This window comes from Bacillus sp. AR4-2 (assembly GCF_008274865.1).
GTDB classification, from domain to species: domain Bacteria; phylum Bacillota; class Bacilli; order Bacillales; family Bacillaceae_G; genus Bacillus_A; species Bacillus_A cereus.
Genome location: NZ_CP031062.1, coordinates 4,907,732 through 4,925,462, shown reverse-complemented (window position 1 = coordinate 4,925,462; position 17,731 = coordinate 4,907,732). Strand labels below are relative to the sequence as shown.

The following is a 17,731-nucleotide window of genomic DNA, read 5'->3' as shown; positions in this document are numbered from 1 at the left end:
AATTTTACAAAAACTTTAAAAAAAATAAGAGAAGTAATTCATATAATGAAAAAGGAAAAGGGTTTTCTCATTTTTAACGTGAGAGGGGGAAGCGCAGGGAGAATTCTAATTTTCATATCTTTTCTATTGTAAATTCCTGTGCGAAAAAGAAATGAAAATTACGATAGTAGGTACTGGATATGTTGGGTTGATTACAGGAGTAGGATTGGCAAAATTGGGGCATTCAGTTATATGTTTTGATATAGATAATGAAAAAATTGAACGGATAAAACAAGGGGATTTACCTATTTATGAGGTTAGATTACATGAATTAATAAATTATGCATATGAGAATAATGCTTTAACTTTTACATCAAATAAAGAAGAGGCATTTGATGATGTAGAGTTTATATTTATTGCAGTTGGAACACCACCTTTATTAGATGGGACGGCAGACTTAACGTATATTCAGAGTGCTTGTAACGATATTGGATTATATGTGACGAACGATATTATTGTTGTTACGAAAAGTACAGTTCCAGTAGGTACAAATGATGTAATGAAGGGATGGATTGAGGAGAAATTAAAAGGGAGGCATACAGTACATATCGTATCGAATCCAGAGTTTTTGCGTGAAGGTTCAGGTATTTATGATTTCTTTCATGGAGATCGTATTGTAATTGGAGCGGATAGTGAGGAAGTAGCAAGAAGAGTAGAGAGTTTGTATAGTGAATTATGTTTAGAAATGTATGTTACAGATATTAAAAGTGCAGAGATGATTAAATACGCGTCGAATGCCTTTTTAGCTACAAAGATTAGTTTCATTAATGAAATTTCAAATATATGTGAGAAGGTAGGCGCGAATATATTGGATGTTGCAAAAGGGATGGGAATGGATAAGAGAATTGGTGCATCTTTTTTAAATGCGGGCATTGGCTACGGAGGATCGTGTTTTCCGAAAGATACGAAAGCGCTGGTGCAAATTGCGGGAAATGTTGCTCATGATTTTCGTTTGTTAAAAGCGGTTATTGAAGTAAATAATAAGCAACAGCTGCTATTGATTGAAAAAGCGAAAAAAGTTATGAACATGAGTAAAAAGCGGATTGCAGTTCTTGGCGCATCCTTTAAACCGAATACGGATGATATTAGAGAGGCATCATCTCTTATTATAATAGAAGCATTACTTAATATAGGTGCAGAAATTGTTCTTTACGACCCAAAAGCAATTCAATATGTAAAAAATATATTTGGAGATGCTATACAATATAGTAGATGTATAGATGAATCGATTAGAGATGCGAGTGCGGTTTTTATCGTAACAGAATGGGAAGATATTCAAACTTATCCGTTAGAAAAGTACGTACAACTTATGAGGGAGCCTATTTTATTTGATGGGAGAAATTGTTATACTGATGAAGATGTTAAGAAACAAAAGATAGATTATTACTCGGTGGGAAGAAAAAGTATTTGTAATAGAAAAGTTTCTGTTATGCGTTAAAAAGGGATGTACTCATGCATATTTTTATATGTCATAATAGGAGCTGTAATTAGTGAAAGAAAAGAGGCAATCACATGACTGAACGTTTAAAAGTAATGACAATTTTCGGGACACGTCCAGAAGCAATTAAAATGGCACCTCTTGTATTAGAGTTGCAAAAACACCCAGAAAAAATTGAATCGATTGTGACTGTAACAGCACAGCATCGCCAAATGTTAGATCAAGTATTAAGTATCTTTGGAATTACGCCAGATTTCGATTTAAATATCATGAAAGACCGCCAAACTTTAATTGATGTTACAACGCGTGGTTTAGAAGGTTTGGATAAAGTAATGAAAGAAGCGAAGCCGGATATTGTACTTGTACATGGTGATACAACAACAACATTTATTGCAAGCTTAGCTGCTTTTTATAATCAAATTCCAGTAGGTCATGTTGAGGCGGGCCTTCGTACGTGGGATAAGTATTCTCCATACCCAGAAGAGATGAATCGTCAATTAACAGGTGTAATGGCGGATCTTCATTTCTCACCAACAGCAAAATCAGCAACGAACTTACAGAAGGAAAATAAAGATGAGTCACGTATTTTCATCACAGGAAATACAGCGATTGACGCGCTACAAACGACTGTAAAAGAAACATATAGTCATCCTGTACTAGAGAAACTTGGAAATGATCGTCTTGTACTTATGACAGCTCACCGCCGTGAAAACTTAGGTGAACCGATGCGTAATATGTTCCGTGCAATTAAGCGTCTTGTTGACAAACATGAAGATGTACAAGTTGTGTACCCTGTTCATATGAACCCTGTTGTTCGTGAAATAGCAAATGAAATTTTAGGTGAACATAACCGTATTCATTTAATTGAGCCGCTAGATGTAATTGATTTCCACAATGTTGCAGCTCGTTCATACTTAATGTTAACGGATTCTGGTGGTGTACAAGAAGAAGCTCCATCACTTGGTGTACCAGTTCTTGTTCTTCGTGATACAACAGAGCGCCCTGAAGGTATTGAAGCAGGTACGCTGAAATTAGCAGGAACAGACGAAGAGACAATCTTTGGTCTTGCTGATGAGCTGTTATCAGATAAAGAAGCTCATGATAAGATGGCGAAAGCATCTAACCCTTACGGTGATGGTCGTGCATCAGAGCGTATTGTAGAAGCGATTTTACAACACTTTAATAAGTAAATAAAAAAAGGCCCAATCGGATAGATTGGGCCTTTTTGTTACGGCTGATTGCGCATAATCCACTCTGCATGAGCATTTGTAGAAGGTGGCGGATCAGTTGGTGTTTTATTTTGGTTTGTCTCTTTTTTTGTTTGTTCGTTAGAGTTAGAACTTGAATCAGGATTTGAGTTGTTTTTTGTAGTTGGATTTTTTGCTTTTTCTCCTAATTCTTTTTCAATTTCGTTACGCACCGTTTCTACACTGATTGGATCTGGAAGGAAGTAATAAATACCGCCTATCTTTTTGTCTTCGCCTTCAAGCTTTAACGTTTGCATTGTAGAAGGATCAAATCCAGAAAGTTTATTGTAAAGAGCAAGTCCGTCTGAAATAGGAATGTCGGTTTTTATATATTTTCCAACGACAGCTGTTAAATCTTTAATTTTAAATACAGTAGAGGTGGAGTTTAGTTTATGAGCAACAGCGGCCAGTAATTGTCTTTGTCTAGCAGCTCGACCATAATCGCCATTTGGATCTTGCTTTCGCATACGGACGTAAGCAAGTGCTTCTTCACCGTTTAAGTTTTGCTGTCCTTGCTTAAATTGAATTTTTTTGTAGTAATCCACGTCAGAGCGCTCCCAGAAATCGAAGGGTACGTCAACGGTAACGCCGCCAACAGCATCAACGATACCTTTAAAGCCTTGGAAATCAATTTTAATATAATGGTCTACAGGAACTTTTAGAAAGCCTTCGACAGTTTTGATTGCCATTTCTTCTCCGCCGTAAGCATGGGCAGCGTTAATTTTGTCTTCCTTATTTTTTCCAACAATTTTAACTCGAGAATCACGAGGAATACTCATAAGTGAAATCTTTTGCGTTTTTGGATTGACTGTTGCAAACATTAATGAGTCTGTACGACCATTTTGACCATCTGTCGCATAATCTTCTATACCCATAATGAGAATTGTAAAAGGTTCCTTTGTAATTTCTACATCTTGGTTTCTTAAATCTGATTTTTCACGAGTAAAACCACTATACATCCCCATAAGAGAAGAGTAAGAATTTAACACATAAACTCCTATGCTGCCAAATAAAAATGCGAAAATAAGGAAGAAGAAAAGTTTCCTTCTTCGCTTCTTTTTTATTCTGCTATTTTGGAGATGATAATAACGTTCTTCCATATATAATCTCCTTAGTTCGTTAGTTCATTTGTAGGGAAGTAATTCACTACATTAATCTTTGAAGGTGATAAATGGGTTATTCTTAGATAACATCTTGTTCTAAGTACAACATATCTCCTTCTGTAATTGTACATTTCCCGTTTGTTAATTCAATCATCCAATCTGTAAATGCTTGTTTGCCGTCTTCTTCTACATACGTATCAAATGTGACATTTTCTAGATAATGAATATCTTTAATGGCATATTTTGAATTGCGTAATTCATTTTCCACTTTGCCAAGTAATGTGTAATCAATCTCGGTTTGCATCACACGCATTAGTTTTCGCTGGACAACACCGACATGATTAACGCCTTCGCTTGTACACTTTCCATATGCACGAATTAATCCACCTGCGCCAAGTTTAATGCCACCAAAATAGCGTGTTACGACGACGACGGTATCTTTTAGTCCACGTTTTTTAAGTACTTCCAGCATTGGTACGCCAGCTGTACCGCTAGGCTCACCGTCATCATTTGCTTTTTGAATATGATCTTGTTCGCCAATTAAATAAGCGGAACAATTATGTGTTGCATTCCAATGTTGTTTTTTTATTTTTTGTATAAATTCTTGAGCCTCTTCCTCAGTTGTTGCTCGGCTAATATAACAAATAAATCTTGATTTTTGAATGACGATTTCGTGTTCGCCGTAGTCTTTGATTGTTAAATATTGTAATAGCACTTGTGTACGCCCCTATCTATCAAAATGACTAGTACTTTCCATTTTAAAAGCGAGCCTTTTTATATTCAAACATTTTTTCTAAATATGCTGAAGTTTTTGGTGAGTATTTTATCTTTTTGTTGTAATTTGTCGAGATGGTAGGTATAATTTCAACCGGCATTTTCATGTATGGATGCACCATTTGTAGTTTTCGTGTAAAATTAGGAAATAAAACTTTTTATAAGGCAGGTACGAAAATGAAAATAGCTATTGTTACTGATAGTACGGCATATATACCGAAGCAAATTCGTGATGAACTCAATATATATATGATTCCATTAAACGTTGTGTTTGGAACAGAATCTTATCAAGAAGAAGCTGAAATTTCAGCAGATGATTTTTATGTGAAAGTACGTGAACAAGAGGAACTTCCAAAAACTTCTCAACCAGCAATCGGAAAGTTTGTTGAGCTATATGAAGAACTAGCTAAAGATTATGATGCAGTTATTAGTATTCACCTATCAAGTGGAATTAGTGGTACATATCAAACATCAACGACAGCTGGACAGATGGTAGAGGGTATTGATGTATACACGTATGACTCTGAAATTAGTTGTGAAGTACAAGGATTTTATGTGCGTGAAGGTGCAAAGTTAGCAAGTGAAGGAAAGAACCCAAAAGAAATTATCGCTCGTTTTGATGAAATGAAGAAAACGATGGACGCCTATTTTGTAGTTGATGATTTACATCATTTACAGCGTGGTGGTCGATTGAATAGCGCGCAAGCTTTCATCGGCAGTCTGTTACAAGTGAAGCCAGTTTTATATTTTAGAGATAAAATCATTATTCCGTTTGAAAAGATTCGTACACGTAAAAAAGCATTAAAACGTATCATTGAAATTTTTGATGAGCAAGCAAGTAAAGGTGTACCTATGGAAGCAGTTATCATTCATGCGCAACGTGAAGAGGAAGCGAATGAATGGAAGAAAGAATTAGAAGCAAAATATCCTCACGTCACAATTCGTACAGGTTATTTTGGAGCTGTAATTGGTACACACTTAGGTGAAGGTGCATTAGGTCTTGGATGGTATACGAAGTAATAAAGATATAAAAAGCTCTCTTTTTAAGAGGGTTTTTTTACGGGTATGTTACGTTTAGTTGACAAGTTAATATTTGGAAATGGTAAAATGTACGTAAAATAAAATGATGAGGAAAGTTTTATAACTTACTTTTTACAAGAAACTATATTATAATAGAAGAGAGGTGAAACATATGGAGCATAATTCTTGTTTATGTCCAAAGTTTGAGTCAGCTTTTACTCTGCTTAGTAAGAAGTGGACTGGCTTAATTATTAAATCTTTGCTTGAAGAGTCGAAACGTTTTAGAGAAATCGCAGATATTATCCCAAATATGAGCGATCGTATGTTGTCAGAGCGTTTAAAGGAATTGGAAAGCGAGGGCATTGTAGTTCGTAATGTCTATCCAGAAGTACCAGTTCGAATCGAGTATGGCTTAACTGACAAGGGAAAAGCGTTAGAAAGTGTTATGGATGAGGTCCAAAATTGGGCTGAGAAATGGATGAAGTAGTATTTCATTTGTATTCGTATTCGTATATTTAATAAAACGTAAGGGATTCCTTACGTTTTTTCTTTGTTTATAGAAGTGAGAAAAGTATATAAATTTCTACACATACATACAAAAATATACGCATTTTGCGCTAGAGCTACATATAATATTACATTTGTTTTACAAAAACGTAACATTAGCAAAAAAAATCCCGAATTATGGTATAAATTTTATAGGTTATATACGGAAAAAGAAAAAAGAAAGCGGTGTAAAAAATAAAATGAAAAAGCTAAAAATGGCATCTTGTGCATTAGTTGCAGGATTAATGTTTTCTGGGCTAACACCAAATGTATTTGCAGAAGATAAAATTTCTGACGTGAAATCACAAATTAACACACAAAATGACACTTTACATAAACAACAACAAGAACGTGATGAATTACAAAAGCAAATGAATGACTTAAACAAAACAATTCAAGGTTTAGATAAATCTGTTCAAGAGAATGCTGCAAAGCTTGATGAAACAATGAAAAAAGTTTCTGATACTGAGCAATTAATTGAAAAGAAAAATAAAGATATTGCAGAATTACAAACAAAGATTGCAAAACGTGAAGAGCTATTAAGAAAGCGTTTAGTTGCACTTCAAGAACAACCAAATACGAACGTTGTAACAGAAGTTCTTGTAAACTCTAAAAACGTTGCAGATTTAGTTGATCGTTTAACTTCTGTTTCTAAAATTCTTGAGTCTGATGAAGATATCATGAAAACACAACAAGAAGACCAAGCTAGTGTGAAAAAAGATGTTGCAACGGTAAAAGAGAAACAAAAAGAATTAAAAGAAGCACAAGCTCAAATTGAAACTGCTAAGAAAGAACTTGACGCTGAAAAAGAGAAAAAAGCAACAGCAGTAAACGATTTAAGCGGTAAAATGGATACAGTTGTAACTTCAATGACAAGTACGGAAGGTCAATTGAAAGAGCTTGAGAAACAAGCACTGCAATTACAACGCATTGCAGAAGAAGAAGCACAAGCAAAAGCTGCACAAGAAGCTGCTGCTCAAAAACAAGCAGAGCAAGCTGCTAAAGCTGCGCAAGCTCAGCCAGCACAAGCACCTGCAGAGCAAGCTGCACCAGCAAACAATGGTGGACAAGCTCAAAAAGAAGAGCCTAAAAAAGAAGAACCAAAAAAAGAAGAGCCTAAGAAAGAAGCACCTAAACAAGAAGAGAAAAAGGCAGCTCCAAATGTGGGTGGCGTAATTGGTAAAGCACAAAGCTACTTAGGTTTACCATATGTTTGGGGAAGTGCATCCCCATCAAACGGTGGTTTTGATTGTAGTGGATTCATTTCTTACATCTTTGGTGTAGGTCGTCAAGACGTTAGGGGTTACTGGAACTCAGTTTCTAAAGTAGATAGCCCACAACCAGGAGACTTAGTATTCTTCCAAGGTACTTATAAAGCAGGTCCATCTCACATTGGTATTTATGTTGGTAATGGCCAAATGATTCATGCTAGTGATAAAGGAATTGCGTACGGTGATATTAACAGTTCGTATAACCAAAAACATTTCTTAGGATACGGTCGATTCTAGGATTTATAAAAGAATAAAAAACGTGTATAAAGTCGATAGCTTACTATTTTATAAGTAGGTTATCGGCTTTTTTGAGTTTTTACGAGATGATGAGAAAGGTTTATAGTAGTGCTGGAGGTGATTGTTGATGGTAGCGGGGAAACAGTTGCTATTAGAAGAACTTTCTTCAGATTTACAGAGGAAATTAAACGATTTGAAAAAGAAGGGAGAGATTGTATGTGTACAAGGTGTAAAAAAGAAGAATTCTAAATATATGTGCCAACGCTGTGGAAATGTAGATCGGCGGCTATTTGCGTCGTTTTTATGTAAAAGGTGCAGTAAAGTGTGCACATATTGCCGGAAGTGTATAACGATGGGGAGAGTAAGTGAATGTGCTGTACTTGTTCGCGGGATTGCTGAAAGAAAGAGAGAAAAGAATTCAAATTTGTTACAGTGGAACGGGACGTTGTCTACTGGCCAGAATTTGGCGGCGCAAGGAGTTATAGAGGCTATTAAGCAAAAAGAATCATTTTTTATTTGGGCTGTATGCGGGGCTGGGAAAACAGAGATGTTGTTTTACGGTATTAACGAAGCGCTTCAAAAAGGAGAAAGAGTTTGTATCGCAACGCCAAGAACGGATGTTGTTTTGGAATTAGCACCGAGATTACAAGAAGTATTTCCATATATAAAGGTAGCGGCTTTATATGGAGGGAGTGTAGATAAAGAAAAAGATGCAGTATTAGTCGTTGCGACCACGCATCAATTATTACGTTATTATAGTGCGTTTCATGTCATAGTTGTAGATGAGATAGATGCTTTTCCATATTGTGCAGATCAAATGTTACAGTACGCGGTAAAACAAGCGATGAAAGAAAAAGCGGCGCGTATTTATTTAACTGCGACTCCAGATGAAACGTGGAAGCGAAAATTTAGAAAAGGTGAACAAAAAGGTGTTATTGTTTCTGGACGATATCACCGTCATCCGTTGCCAGTTCCTCTATTTTGCTGGTGCGGAAATTGGAAGAAAAGCCTCAACCGTGAAAGAATTCCTCGAGTTTTACTACAATGGTTAAAGATGCACTTAAACAAAAAGTATCCTGTTTTTTTATTCGTTCCCCATGTACGATATATAGAAGAAATAAGCTCGTTATTGAAATCATTGCATAATAAAGTTGAAGGGGTACATGCAGAAGATCCGATGAGAAAAGAGAAAGTCGCAGCGTTCAGAAAGGGAGAAATCCCATTATTAGTTACAACGACAATTTTAGAGCGAGGCGTAACGGTGAAAAATTTGCAAGTTGCAGTTTTAGGGGCGGAAGAAGAAATATTTTCAGAAAGTGCGCTCGTACAAATTGCGGGCCGAGCAGGGCGGAGCTTTGAAGCACCGTATGGAGAGGTCATTTATTTTCACTATGGCAAGACAGAGGCGATGGTGCGCGCGAAAAAACATATTCAAGGTATGAATAAAAATGCGAAAGAACAAGGATTGATCGATTAATGCATTGTTTACTTTGTGATGAGTGTTTTGTAGAAAAGGTTAGTTGGTACACTTTTTTTGTAAAGTGTCATAGAAAATATATATGTGATAGATGTGAGCAGAAACTTTCCTATATTATAGGAGAAATTTGCATGGAGTGCGGGCGACCTTTAGAATTTGTTCCTGCCTCATTTCAAGAAGACGGTATTTGTATAGATTGTATAAGGTGGATGAAAGAGGAGAAGTATCGTTCTTTTAAAAACCGTTCGTTATATATGTATGATGATGAGATGAAAGAAATAGTAGCGCAGTTTAAGTTTCGGGGGGATGCAGAGTTAGTGCACATTTTTTATCGTCCTTTTCGAAGTTTATTTCAAAAGTGTTTTGCCAATGTTTCAACTGTTATCGCTGTTCCGCTTAGTAAGGAAAGGGAAGTTGAACGTGGTTTTAATCAAGCTGAGTTATTAGCAACTTGTTTGCCTGTCAAAATTTCTTATCCATCATTAAGAAGAAGGGAAACAGAAAAGCAAAGTAAGAAGACACGTAAAGAAAGGGTGTCAGGAAGCAATCCTTTTTATTTTCAGGGAGAAGAGATGTTTTCTGGGCAACATATTTTACTCGTTGATGACGTGTATACGACAGGGATTACGGTCAGGCAAATCGGAAGTTTGTTATATGAAAGAGGGGCAAGGGAAGTATCTAGTTTGACACTTTGTAGAAGTTAATATGGCAGTGTCGAAAGGGATAAGAAAAAGGCGATAAGTCTTCTTTGACTTCATATGTTGTCATTCGTTATAGTCAAAATATGGGGCGAATACCCTGATTTTTAGAGTGAAGGGAATGGAATGAACATGCAAGGAAGAGTGAAATGGTTCAATGCAGAAAAGGGATTTGGGTTTATTGAGCGTGAAGATGGTGACGATGTATTTGTCCATTTTTCTGCTATTCAACAAGATGGGTATAAGTCATTGGAAGAAGGGCAACAAGTAGAGTTTGACATTGTAGATGGAGCACGTGGACCACAAGCAGCTAATGTTGTGAAACTGTAGGGTATATTGTTTTGGGAAGAGAAAGCTGCGTTTGTGGCAACGTTATATATATGTAGTAGAACCTCTTGTTTTTCGCAAGGGGTTTTTGTTATAGGGTAAGTTGTCAAAAAGTTGTTTCTTTTCTGTAACGAATTGTCCACAGAAATATTCGTTATTCACGATGTTAATAGGATAAAATAAAGATAGAAACGATGCATCTTTTCATTTCAACAAAAAACGATAAAAAAATCGCAATTCCACTAATTTTTTTAAAAAAGTTAGAAGGAGTTTTTAAGCCAATGTCGAAATTATAGTACATAGGCTTGAAAGGAGGAATTCATCTATGAAATTCAACATTCGTGGTGAAAATATTGAAGTAACTCCAGCATTAAAGGAATATGTAGAGAAAAAACTAAGTAAGTTAGAGCGTTATTTTGATACATTCCCAGAGATTAAAGTTAATTTAAAAGTATACTCTGACAAGCAACGTGTCGAGGTAACAATTCCATTTACTGATTTATTACTTCGTGCAGAAGAAACTAATAGCGATATGTACGCTGCTATCGATTTAGTAGTTGATAAAATTGAGCGACAAATTCGTAAACATAAAACAAAAGTAAATCGTAAGTTACGTGAGAAAGGTTCTATAAAAACGAACTTTATCCTTCCAGAAGCAGTAGCTGTTTTGGATGAGGTAGAAGAAGATGAATTAGAACTTGTACGTACAAAACGATTCGATTTAAAGCCGATGGACGTTGAAGAGGCAATCCTACAAATGGATATGCTAGGACATAATTTCTTCGTCTTCACAAATGCTGATACAAACGAAACTAATGTTGTATATGGCCGTAAAGATGGGAAATACGGTTTAATCGAAACTAAATAATAATTCGAAAGCGCAGCCAAATGAGGCTGCGCTTTTTTTGCTGAAAATAGATTTTTAAAAAACTTTTCTTAATTTAGAACGAGACAATCGGCCGATTGTTGTCATAGTTATAAGACAAGTGTTACAATTATCATTAGGTATATACATTTTAGTTTTTTTAATTAGGAGAAAAATTGGCATAACATACATTTGATTTTTATAACGACTGATTGTAATAGAGAAAAAGAAAAACAATCGGAAGTTTTATTTTAATAAAAAGAGGAGCGTATTTCCTATGATCGGTATTTTAAAAAAGGTGTTTGATGTAAATCAACGCCAAATTAAACGTATGCAAAAGACAGTTGAGCAAATTGATGCATTAGAGTCATCTATTAAGCCACTAACTGATGAACAATTAAAAGGAAAGACGCTTGAATTTAAAGAACGTCTAACAAAAGGTGAAACAGTAGATGATTTACTACCTGAAGCTTTTGCAGTTGTTCGCGAAGCGGCAACTCGTGTTCTTGGAATGCGTCCATATGGCGTACAGTTAATGGGTGGTATTGCCTTACATGAAGGGAATATTTCTGAGATGAAAACGGGTGAAGGTAAAACGTTAACATCTACATTACCTGTATATTTAAATGCTTTAACAGGAAAAGGTGTTCACGTTGTTACAGTCAATGAATATTTAGCACAACGTGATGCGAGCGAAATGGGACAACTTCATGAGTTCCTTGGCTTAACGGTAGGAATTAACTTAAATAGTATGTCACGCGAAGAGAAACAAGAGGCTTATGCTGCTGATATTACGTATAGCACAAATAATGAGCTTGGATTCGATTACTTACGTGATAACATGGTTTTATATAAAGAGCAGTGCGTTCAACGTCCACTTCACTTTGCTATTATCGATGAAGTCGATTCTATTTTAGTCGATGAAGCACGTACGCCGCTTATTATTTCAGGACAAGCTCAAAAATCAACAGAGCTATACATGTTTGCAAATGCATTTGTTCGTACGTTAGAAAATGAAAAAGATTATTCATTTGATGTGAAAACGAAAAATGTAATGCTAACAGAAGATGGTATTACGAAAGCAGAGAAAGCTTTCCATATTGAAAACTTATTCGATTTAAAACATGTAGCACTTCTTCACCATATTAATCAGGGGCTTCGTGCACACGTTGTTATGCATCGTGATACAGATTATGTTGTACAAGAAGGCGAAATCGTAATTGTAGACCAATTCACTGGTCGTCTTATGAAAGGTCGTCGTTATAGCGAAGGATTACACCAAGCGATTGAAGCAAAAGAAGGTGTAGAAATTCAAAATGAAAGCATGACGCTTGCAACAATTACATTCCAGAACTACTTCCGTATGTATGAAAAATTATCTGGTATGACTGGTACAGCGAAAACAGAGGAAGAGGAATTCCGTAACATTTACAATATGAACGTTATTGTAATTCCGACAAACAAACCGATTATTCGTGATGATCGTGCCGATTTAATCTTTAAATCAATGGAAGGTAAGTTCAATGCTGTTGTTGAGGATATTGTAAATCGTCATAAAAAAGGACAACCTGTTCTTGTAGGTACAGTTGCAATTGAAACTTCAGAGCTTATTTCAAAAATGTTAACGCGTAAAGGTGTACGTCATAACATCTTAAATGCGAAAAACCATGCTCGTGAAGCAGATATCATTGCAGAGGCTGGTATGAAAGGTGCTGTAACAATCGCGACGAACATGGCAGGTCGTGGTACAGATATTAAGCTTGGAGACGATGTGAAAAACGTTGGTTTAGCAGTTATCGGTACAGAGCGTCACGAAAGTCGTCGTATTGATAATCAGTTACGTGGTCGTGCTGGTCGTCAAGGGGACCCTGGTGTTACGCAGTTCTACTTATCGATGGAAGATGAATTAATGCGCCGATTTGGTTCAGATAATATGAAAGCAATGATGGACCGCCTTGGTATGGATGATTCTCAGCCGATTGAAAGTAAAATGGTTTCTCGTGCGGTAGAATCTGCACAAAAACGTGTTGAAGGAAATAACTATGATGCACGTAAGCAGTTACTGCAATATGATGATGTACTTCGTCAGCAACGTGAAGTTATTTACAAACAGCGTCAAGAGGTAATGGAGTCTGACAACTTACGCGGCATTATTGAAGGTATGATGAAATCTACAGTAGAACGTGCTGTTGCTCTTCATACACAAGAGGAAATTGAAGAAGATTGGAACATTAAAGGTCTTGTTGACTACTTAAATACAAACCTTCTTCAAGACGGAGATGTAAAAGAAGAAGAATTACGTCGCCTTGCTCCTGAGGAAATGAGCGAGCCAATTATTGCGAAATTAATTGAGCGATACAATGAAAAAGAAAAGCTTATGCCAGAAGAGCAAATGCGTGAGTTTGAGAAGGTTGTTGTATTCCGCGTTGTAGATACGAAATGGACAGAGCATATTGATGCGATGGATCACCTTCGTGAAGGTATTCATTTACGTGCTTACGGTCAAATCGATCCACTTCGTGAGTACCAAATGGAAGGATTCGCGATGTTCGAGTCAATGGTTGCTTCTATTGAAGAGGAAATTTCTCGTTACATTATGAAAGCTGAAATTGAACAAAACTTAGAACGTCAAGAAGTTGTTCAAGGTGAAGCTGTTCATCCTTCTAGCGATGGCGAAGAAGCAAAGAAAAAGCCAGTTGTAAAAGGTGACCAAGTGGGCCGCAACGATTTATGTAAATGTGGTAGCGGTAAAAAATATAAAAACTGCTGTGGTATCGTTCAGTAATATAGGACGGTAGCTTAGGCTGTTTTGCAAACTTTTATATCAAAAATGTATAATTAAGAAGGATTAAACTCTCTCCGTAATAAGTGGAGAGAGTTTCCCTTGTTTTCATACGAAAGTAACAGCAATTACATAGAGGTGAAGGAAATGGAATTAGTAGAAATTAGACAGGAATTAGAGAAAATGGCTAAGCGATTAGCGGCTTTTAGGGGGTCTCTTTGACCTCCCTACTAAGGAGAAACAAATTGCAGAATTAGAAGAGAAAATGATGGGCGCAGGATTTTGGGATGACCAACAAGGCGCACAAGCTGTAATTAATGAAGCGAATGCGTTAAAAGATATGGTTGGAAAGTTCCGTCAGTTAGATGAGACGTTCGAAAATTTAGAAATCACGCATGAGCTTTTAAAAGAAGAGTATGATGAAGATTTACATGAGGAATTAGAATCAGAAGTAAAAGGCTTAATTCAAGAAATGAATGAGTATGAGCTTCAGTTACTATTAAGTGATCCTTATGATAAAAATAATGCGATTTTAGAATTACATCCAGGTGCAGGTGGAACTGAGTCACAAGACTGGGGTTCTATGCTATTACGTATGTACACACGCTGGGCTGAAAAACGCGGATTCAAAGTAGAAACGGTTGACTATTTACCAGGTGATGAAGCTGGTATTAAGAGTGTAACTTTATTAATTAAAGGTCATAACGCTTACGGTTACTTAAAAGCAGAGAAAGGTGTACATCGTCTTGTACGTATTTCACCATTCGATTCTTCAGGGCGTCGTCATACATCATTCGTATCTTGTGAAGTTGTACCAGAGTTCAATGATGAAGTTGAAATCGAAGTACGTACAGAAGATTTAAAAATTGATACGTACCGAGCAAGTGGAGCTGGTGGACAGCACGTAAATACGACAGATTCAGCAGTTCGTATTACACATACACCGACAAATACGGTTGTAACATGTCAGTCGGAGCGTTCTCAAATTAAAAACCGTGAGCATGCGATGAAAATGTTAAAAGCGAAATTATATCAAAAGAAACTAGAAGAGCAACAAGCAGAATTAGATGAAATTCGCGGAGAGCAAAAAGAAATCGGATGGGGTAGCCAAATCCGTTCTTACGTATTCCACCCGTATTCTCTTGTAAAAGACCATCGTACAAATACGGAGGTTGGTAACGTACAAGCTGTTATGGATGGAGAGATTGATCCATTTATTGATGCTTACTTACGTTCTCGCATCTAATAAGCGAAAAAAAGCCAACGAAATTGTTGGCGCATGCTGAGGACAATAGAGGATATAAAGAATTTGATTTTATTTTTATAGATGAAGTAAAGAGGAAGAGAAGTTGGAAACGACAACTTCTCTTTTTGATGGGATTATATGTAGATTACAATGCTGTATATTGTTTTGTAAAAAGTAGAGAATAGTAAAATAGAGCGGTAATATGGTAAAGATTTATATAGAACTTTTCTAATTTTCCTTTTAAAAAGGATGCTTTATAGAAGTTTTTTAAGTTGTTCACAGAATTGAAACAACTTATGAAAGCTTTATTTTATCAAGGTTCTCACTGTATTTTTGAGGAATATGAAATACACCTTAGTTTTTCTATATAAAGATAATGCTTATAATGAAAATGAGTGTGTTAGGAATAAAAAGAATATCAACAATGGGGAGCGATAGAAGTGAAAAAGAAATTGTTGGCTATTGCGCTAGGGACATCGGTTGTTTTTGCTTTAGGAGCATGCGGAAATAAAGAAGAGAGTAAGTCGTCGAAACAGTCTGCAAGCACAGACAGCGCAGAACAAATTTTCCAAAGAAGTTGTGCGGGATGTCACGCAACAGATTTATCAGGGGCAACTGGACCTGATTTAAGAAAAGTAGGCGGTAAGTACGACGCTGCAGATATCGAAGAGATTATTAAAAAAGGCCGCGGTTCAATGTCACCAGGACTTATTCAAGGTGAAGATGCGAAAAAAGTGTCTGAATGGTTAGCTGAACATAAATAAAAAAGGTGAAATGGACGAGTTGATAATATAGTCAACTCGTTTTCCTTTTTTCTGGTATGTAACATAACTGTAACAAAAATGTATCCAAATTGGAAACCGTTTGATGTTACAATGGGGTTTGTAGAATTTTGCTGAAATATATTACATAGAGTGGTATTGCTTATGAGAAAGCATAAGTAAACTATCTTCAACAAGGATGACTAAATGAAAATGAAGGATGTCTTTTGTTTTCAGATGTACAGAAAAGTATTTCGAAAAAAATCATTAAGTATTGGGTGATAAATAATGATAAAAATGACGAATGTTTATAAGGAGTACCCGAATGGTATGAAAGCCATTGCTGGTCTTACAGTTAACATTAAACAAGGTGAATTCGTATACGTAGTTGGACCGAGTGGAGCCGGAAAATCTACATTTATTAAAATGATGTATCGTGAAGAGAAACCATCTACAGGATCTATTAATGTAAATGGACTTACTATCGAAACATTGGCAGAAAGAGACGTTCCGTATTTTCGTCGTCAATTAGGCGTGATTTTCCAAGATTTCAAATTGCTACCTAAATTAACGGTATATGAGAATGTTTCGTTTGCTTTAGAAGTAATTGAAGAAGAACCGGATGCAATTCGTGAGCGTGTAACAGAAGTTCTAGGTCTTGTAGGCCTTGAAGATCGTGCAGACGCACTTCCAAGTGAGCTTTCGGGCGGGGAGCAACAACGTGTGGCTATTGCAAGAGCAATTGTAAATAGACCAAAGGTTGTAATTGCCGATGAGCCAACAGGTAACTTAGATATTGAAACAGCTCTTGATATTATGAATATTTTTACTCGCATTAATGAGCGCGGCACAACGATTGTTATGGCGACGCATAATGCAGATATCGTAAATACAATCCGTCATCGTGTAATCGCGATTGAAGGCGGAAAAATTGTTCGAGATGAGATTGAGGGAGGATACGGATATGAAGGCTAAGACCCTTAGTCGACATTTGCGAGAAGGTGTAAAGAATCTATCACGTAACGGATGGATGACATTTGCTTCTGTTAGTGCAGTAACAGTTACATTATTACTTGTAGGTGTCTTTTTAACAGCGATTATGAATATGAACCATTTTGCGACGAAAGTAGAGCAAGATGTAGAGATTCGTGTACACATTGATCCAGCTGCAAAAGAAGCGGATCAAAAGAAATTAGAAGAAGATATGAGTAAGATTGCAAAAGTAGATTCTATTAAATATTCTTCTAAAGAAGAAGAGTTAAAACGTTTAATTAAAAGCTTAGGTGATAGTGGAAAAACGTTTGAGTTATTTGAACAAGATAACCCACTTAAAAACGTATTCGTTGTAAAAGCGAAAGAACCAACCGATACAGCGACAATCGCGAAGAAGGTTGAAAAAATGCAGTTTGTTAGTAATGTTCAGTACGGAAAAGGACAAGTTGAACGATTATTTGATACTGTAAAAACTGGTCGTAACATTGGGATTGCGTTAATTGCTGGTCTTTTATTCACAGCGATGTTCTTAATCTCTAATACAATTAAAATTACAATTTATGCTCGTAGTACAGAAATTGAAATTATGAAACTTGTTGGTGCAACAAACTGGTTTATTCGTTGGCCATTCTTGCTAGAGGGATTATTCTTAGGAGTATTAGGATCAATTATTCCAATTGGCCTAATTCTAATTACGTATAATTCGTTGCAAGGTGTGTTTAATGAAAAACTTGGCGGAACAATTTTCGAGCTTCTACCATACAGTCCGTTCGTATTCCAATTAGCTGGTTTACTAGTGTTAATCGGTGCTTTAATCGGTATGTGGGGAAGTGTAATGTCAATTCGTCGCTTCTTAAAAGTATAAAAAGTTGCAAACATAATTCGTACAAGCTTATCATATAGTAGA

Annotated in this window: 16 protein-coding genes; 14 read left to right on the top strand and 2 right to left on the bottom strand. The window is 36.2% G+C overall.

What is annotated here, in order from left to right:
• The first annotated feature begins 151 nt into the window (after positions 1-151).
• Both DN399_RS25580 and wecB read left to right on the top strand, forming a co-directional pair.
• A complete protein-coding gene (locus DN399_RS25580; protein WP_149150048.1) occupies positions 152-1,477 on the top strand; it encodes a UDP-glucose dehydrogenase family protein in 1,326 nt (441 codons plus the stop codon).
• A 74-nt stretch (positions 1,478-1,551) separates the two neighbouring features.
• Positions 1,552-2,667, top strand: a complete 1,116-nt coding sequence (wecB, locus tag DN399_RS25575; protein ID WP_000140145.1) for a non-hydrolyzing UDP-N-acetylglucosamine 2-epimerase — start codon at positions 1,552-1,554, stop codon at positions 2,665-2,667.
• 38 nt (positions 2,668-2,705) lie between these two features.
• On the opposite strand, the gene DN399_RS25570 is transcribed toward wecB, so the two are convergent.
• Together DN399_RS25570 and DN399_RS25565 are read right to left on the bottom strand one after the other, a co-directional pair.
• Positions 2,706-3,824, bottom strand: coding sequence for an LCP family protein (locus tag DN399_RS25570; RefSeq protein WP_049108176.1), 1,119 nt, complete (start codon positions 3,822-3,824; stop codon positions 2,706-2,708).
• 82 nt (positions 3,825-3,906) lie between these two features.
• Positions 3,907-4,542, bottom strand: a complete 636-nt coding sequence (locus DN399_RS25565; protein WP_000926672.1) for a YigZ family protein — start codon at positions 4,540-4,542, stop codon at positions 3,907-3,909.
• A gap of 236 nt (positions 4,543-4,778) precedes the next feature.
• Between DN399_RS25565 and DN399_RS25560 the strand changes: the two genes are divergently transcribed.
• From DN399_RS25560 to ftsX, 12 genes are all read left to right on the top strand, one after another.
• Complete coding sequence (locus DN399_RS25560; protein ID WP_000684725.1) at positions 4,779-5,621, top strand: DegV family protein; 843 nt, start codon at positions 4,779-4,781, stop codon at positions 5,619-5,621.
• A 172-nt stretch (positions 5,622-5,793) separates the two neighbouring features.
• Positions 5,794-6,108, top strand: coding sequence for a winged helix-turn-helix transcriptional regulator (locus tag DN399_RS25555; protein ID WP_000400857.1), 315 nt, complete (start codon positions 5,794-5,796; stop codon positions 6,106-6,108).
• A 154-nt stretch (positions 6,109-6,262) separates the two neighbouring features.
• The gene (locus DN399_RS25550) at positions 6,263-7,675 is read left to right on the top strand and encodes a C40 family peptidase (protein ID WP_044306533.1); all 1,413 of its coding nucleotides are present in this window, start codon (positions 6,263-6,265) and stop codon (positions 7,673-7,675) included.
• Positions 7,676-7,802: 127 nt separating this feature from the next.
• On the top strand, positions 7,803-9,152 hold the full coding sequence (comFA, locus tag DN399_RS25545; protein WP_149150047.1) for an ATP-dependent helicase ComFA: 1,350 nt from the start codon (positions 7,803-7,805) through the stop codon (positions 9,150-9,152).
• Complete coding sequence (locus DN399_RS25540) at positions 9,152-9,856, top strand: ComFC family protein (RefSeq protein ID WP_033666421.1); 705 nt, start codon at positions 9,152-9,154, stop codon at positions 9,854-9,856. The genes comFA and DN399_RS25540 overlap by 1 nt, the downstream gene beginning before the upstream one ends.
• Before the next feature lie 126 nt (positions 9,857-9,982).
• A complete protein-coding gene (cspC, locus tag DN399_RS25535; protein WP_001990088.1) occupies positions 9,983-10,180 on the top strand; it encodes a cold shock protein CspC in 198 nt (65 codons plus the stop codon).
• Positions 10,181-10,502: 322 nt separating this feature from the next.
• Positions 10,503-11,045 carry a ribosome hibernation-promoting factor, HPF/YfiA family gene (hpf, locus tag DN399_RS25530; RefSeq protein WP_000671185.1) on the top strand — a complete coding sequence of 181 codons (543 nt, stop codon included), beginning with the start codon at positions 10,503-10,505 and terminating at the stop codon, positions 11,043-11,045.
• A gap of 274 nt (positions 11,046-11,319) precedes the next feature.
• Positions 11,320-13,827 carry a preprotein translocase subunit SecA gene (gene secA, locus DN399_RS25525; RefSeq protein ID WP_000579387.1) on the top strand — a complete coding sequence of 836 codons (2,508 nt, stop codon included), beginning with the start codon at positions 11,320-11,322 and terminating at the stop codon, positions 13,825-13,827.
• Between the two features lie 144 nt (positions 13,828-13,971).
• A protein-coding gene (gene prfB / locus DN399_RS25520) for a peptide chain release factor 2 (RefSeq protein ID WP_096001716.1) occupies positions 13,972-15,070 on the top strand; the annotation gives its coding sequence in 2 pieces (ribosomal slippage) (positions 13,972-14,043 and positions 14,045-15,070; 1,098 coding nt in all).
• A gap of 440 nt (positions 15,071-15,510) precedes the next feature.
• Complete coding sequence (gene cccB / locus DN399_RS25515; protein ID WP_000727971.1) at positions 15,511-15,834, top strand: cytochrome c551; 324 nt, start codon at positions 15,511-15,513, stop codon at positions 15,832-15,834.
• A 285-nt stretch (positions 15,835-16,119) separates the two neighbouring features.
• The gene (gene ftsE, locus DN399_RS25505) at positions 16,120-16,806 is read left to right on the top strand and encodes a cell division ATP-binding protein FtsE (RefSeq protein WP_000594321.1); all 687 of its coding nucleotides are present in this window, start codon (positions 16,120-16,122) and stop codon (positions 16,804-16,806) included.
• Positions 16,796-17,689, top strand: a complete 894-nt coding sequence (gene ftsX / locus DN399_RS25500; RefSeq protein ID WP_000645027.1) for a permease-like cell division protein FtsX — start codon at positions 16,796-16,798, stop codon at positions 17,687-17,689. The genes ftsE and ftsX overlap by 11 nt, the downstream gene beginning before the upstream one ends.
• The last annotated feature ends 42 nt before the right edge of the window (positions 17,690-17,731 follow it).

Coding starts and splice junctions, on each gene's coding strand:
- DN399_RS25580 (WP_149150048.1), top strand. CDS start 152: ATGAAAATTACGATAGTAGGTACTGGATATGTTGGGTTGATTACAGGA.
- wecB (WP_000140145.1), top strand. CDS start 1,552: ATGACTGAACGTTTAAAAGTAATGACAATTTTCGGGACACGTCCAGAA.
- DN399_RS25570 (WP_049108176.1), bottom strand. CDS start 3,824: ATGGAAGAACGTTATTATCATCTCCAAAATAGCAGAATAAAAAAGAAG.
- DN399_RS25560 (WP_000684725.1), top strand. CDS start 4,779: ATGAAAATAGCTATTGTTACTGATAGTACGGCATATATACCGAAGCAA.
- DN399_RS25555 (WP_000400857.1), top strand. CDS start 5,794: ATGGAGCATAATTCTTGTTTATGTCCAAAGTTTGAGTCAGCTTTTACT.
- comFA (WP_149150047.1), top strand. CDS start 7,803: ATGGTAGCGGGGAAACAGTTGCTATTAGAAGAACTTTCTTCAGATTTA.
- DN399_RS25540 (WP_033666421.1), top strand. CDS start 9,152: ATGCATTGTTTACTTTGTGATGAGTGTTTTGTAGAAAAGGTTAGTTGG.
- cspC (WP_001990088.1), top strand. CDS start 9,983: ATGCAAGGAAGAGTGAAATGGTTCAATGCAGAAAAGGGATTTGGGTTT.
- hpf (WP_000671185.1), top strand. CDS start 10,503: ATGAAATTCAACATTCGTGGTGAAAATATTGAAGTAACTCCAGCATTA.
- secA (WP_000579387.1), top strand. CDS start 11,320: ATGATCGGTATTTTAAAAAAGGTGTTTGATGTAAATCAACGCCAAATT.
- ftsE (WP_000594321.1), top strand. CDS start 16,120: ATGATAAAAATGACGAATGTTTATAAGGAGTACCCGAATGGTATGAAA.
- ftsX (WP_000645027.1), top strand. CDS start 16,796: ATGAAGGCTAAGACCCTTAGTCGACATTTGCGAGAAGGTGTAAAGAAT.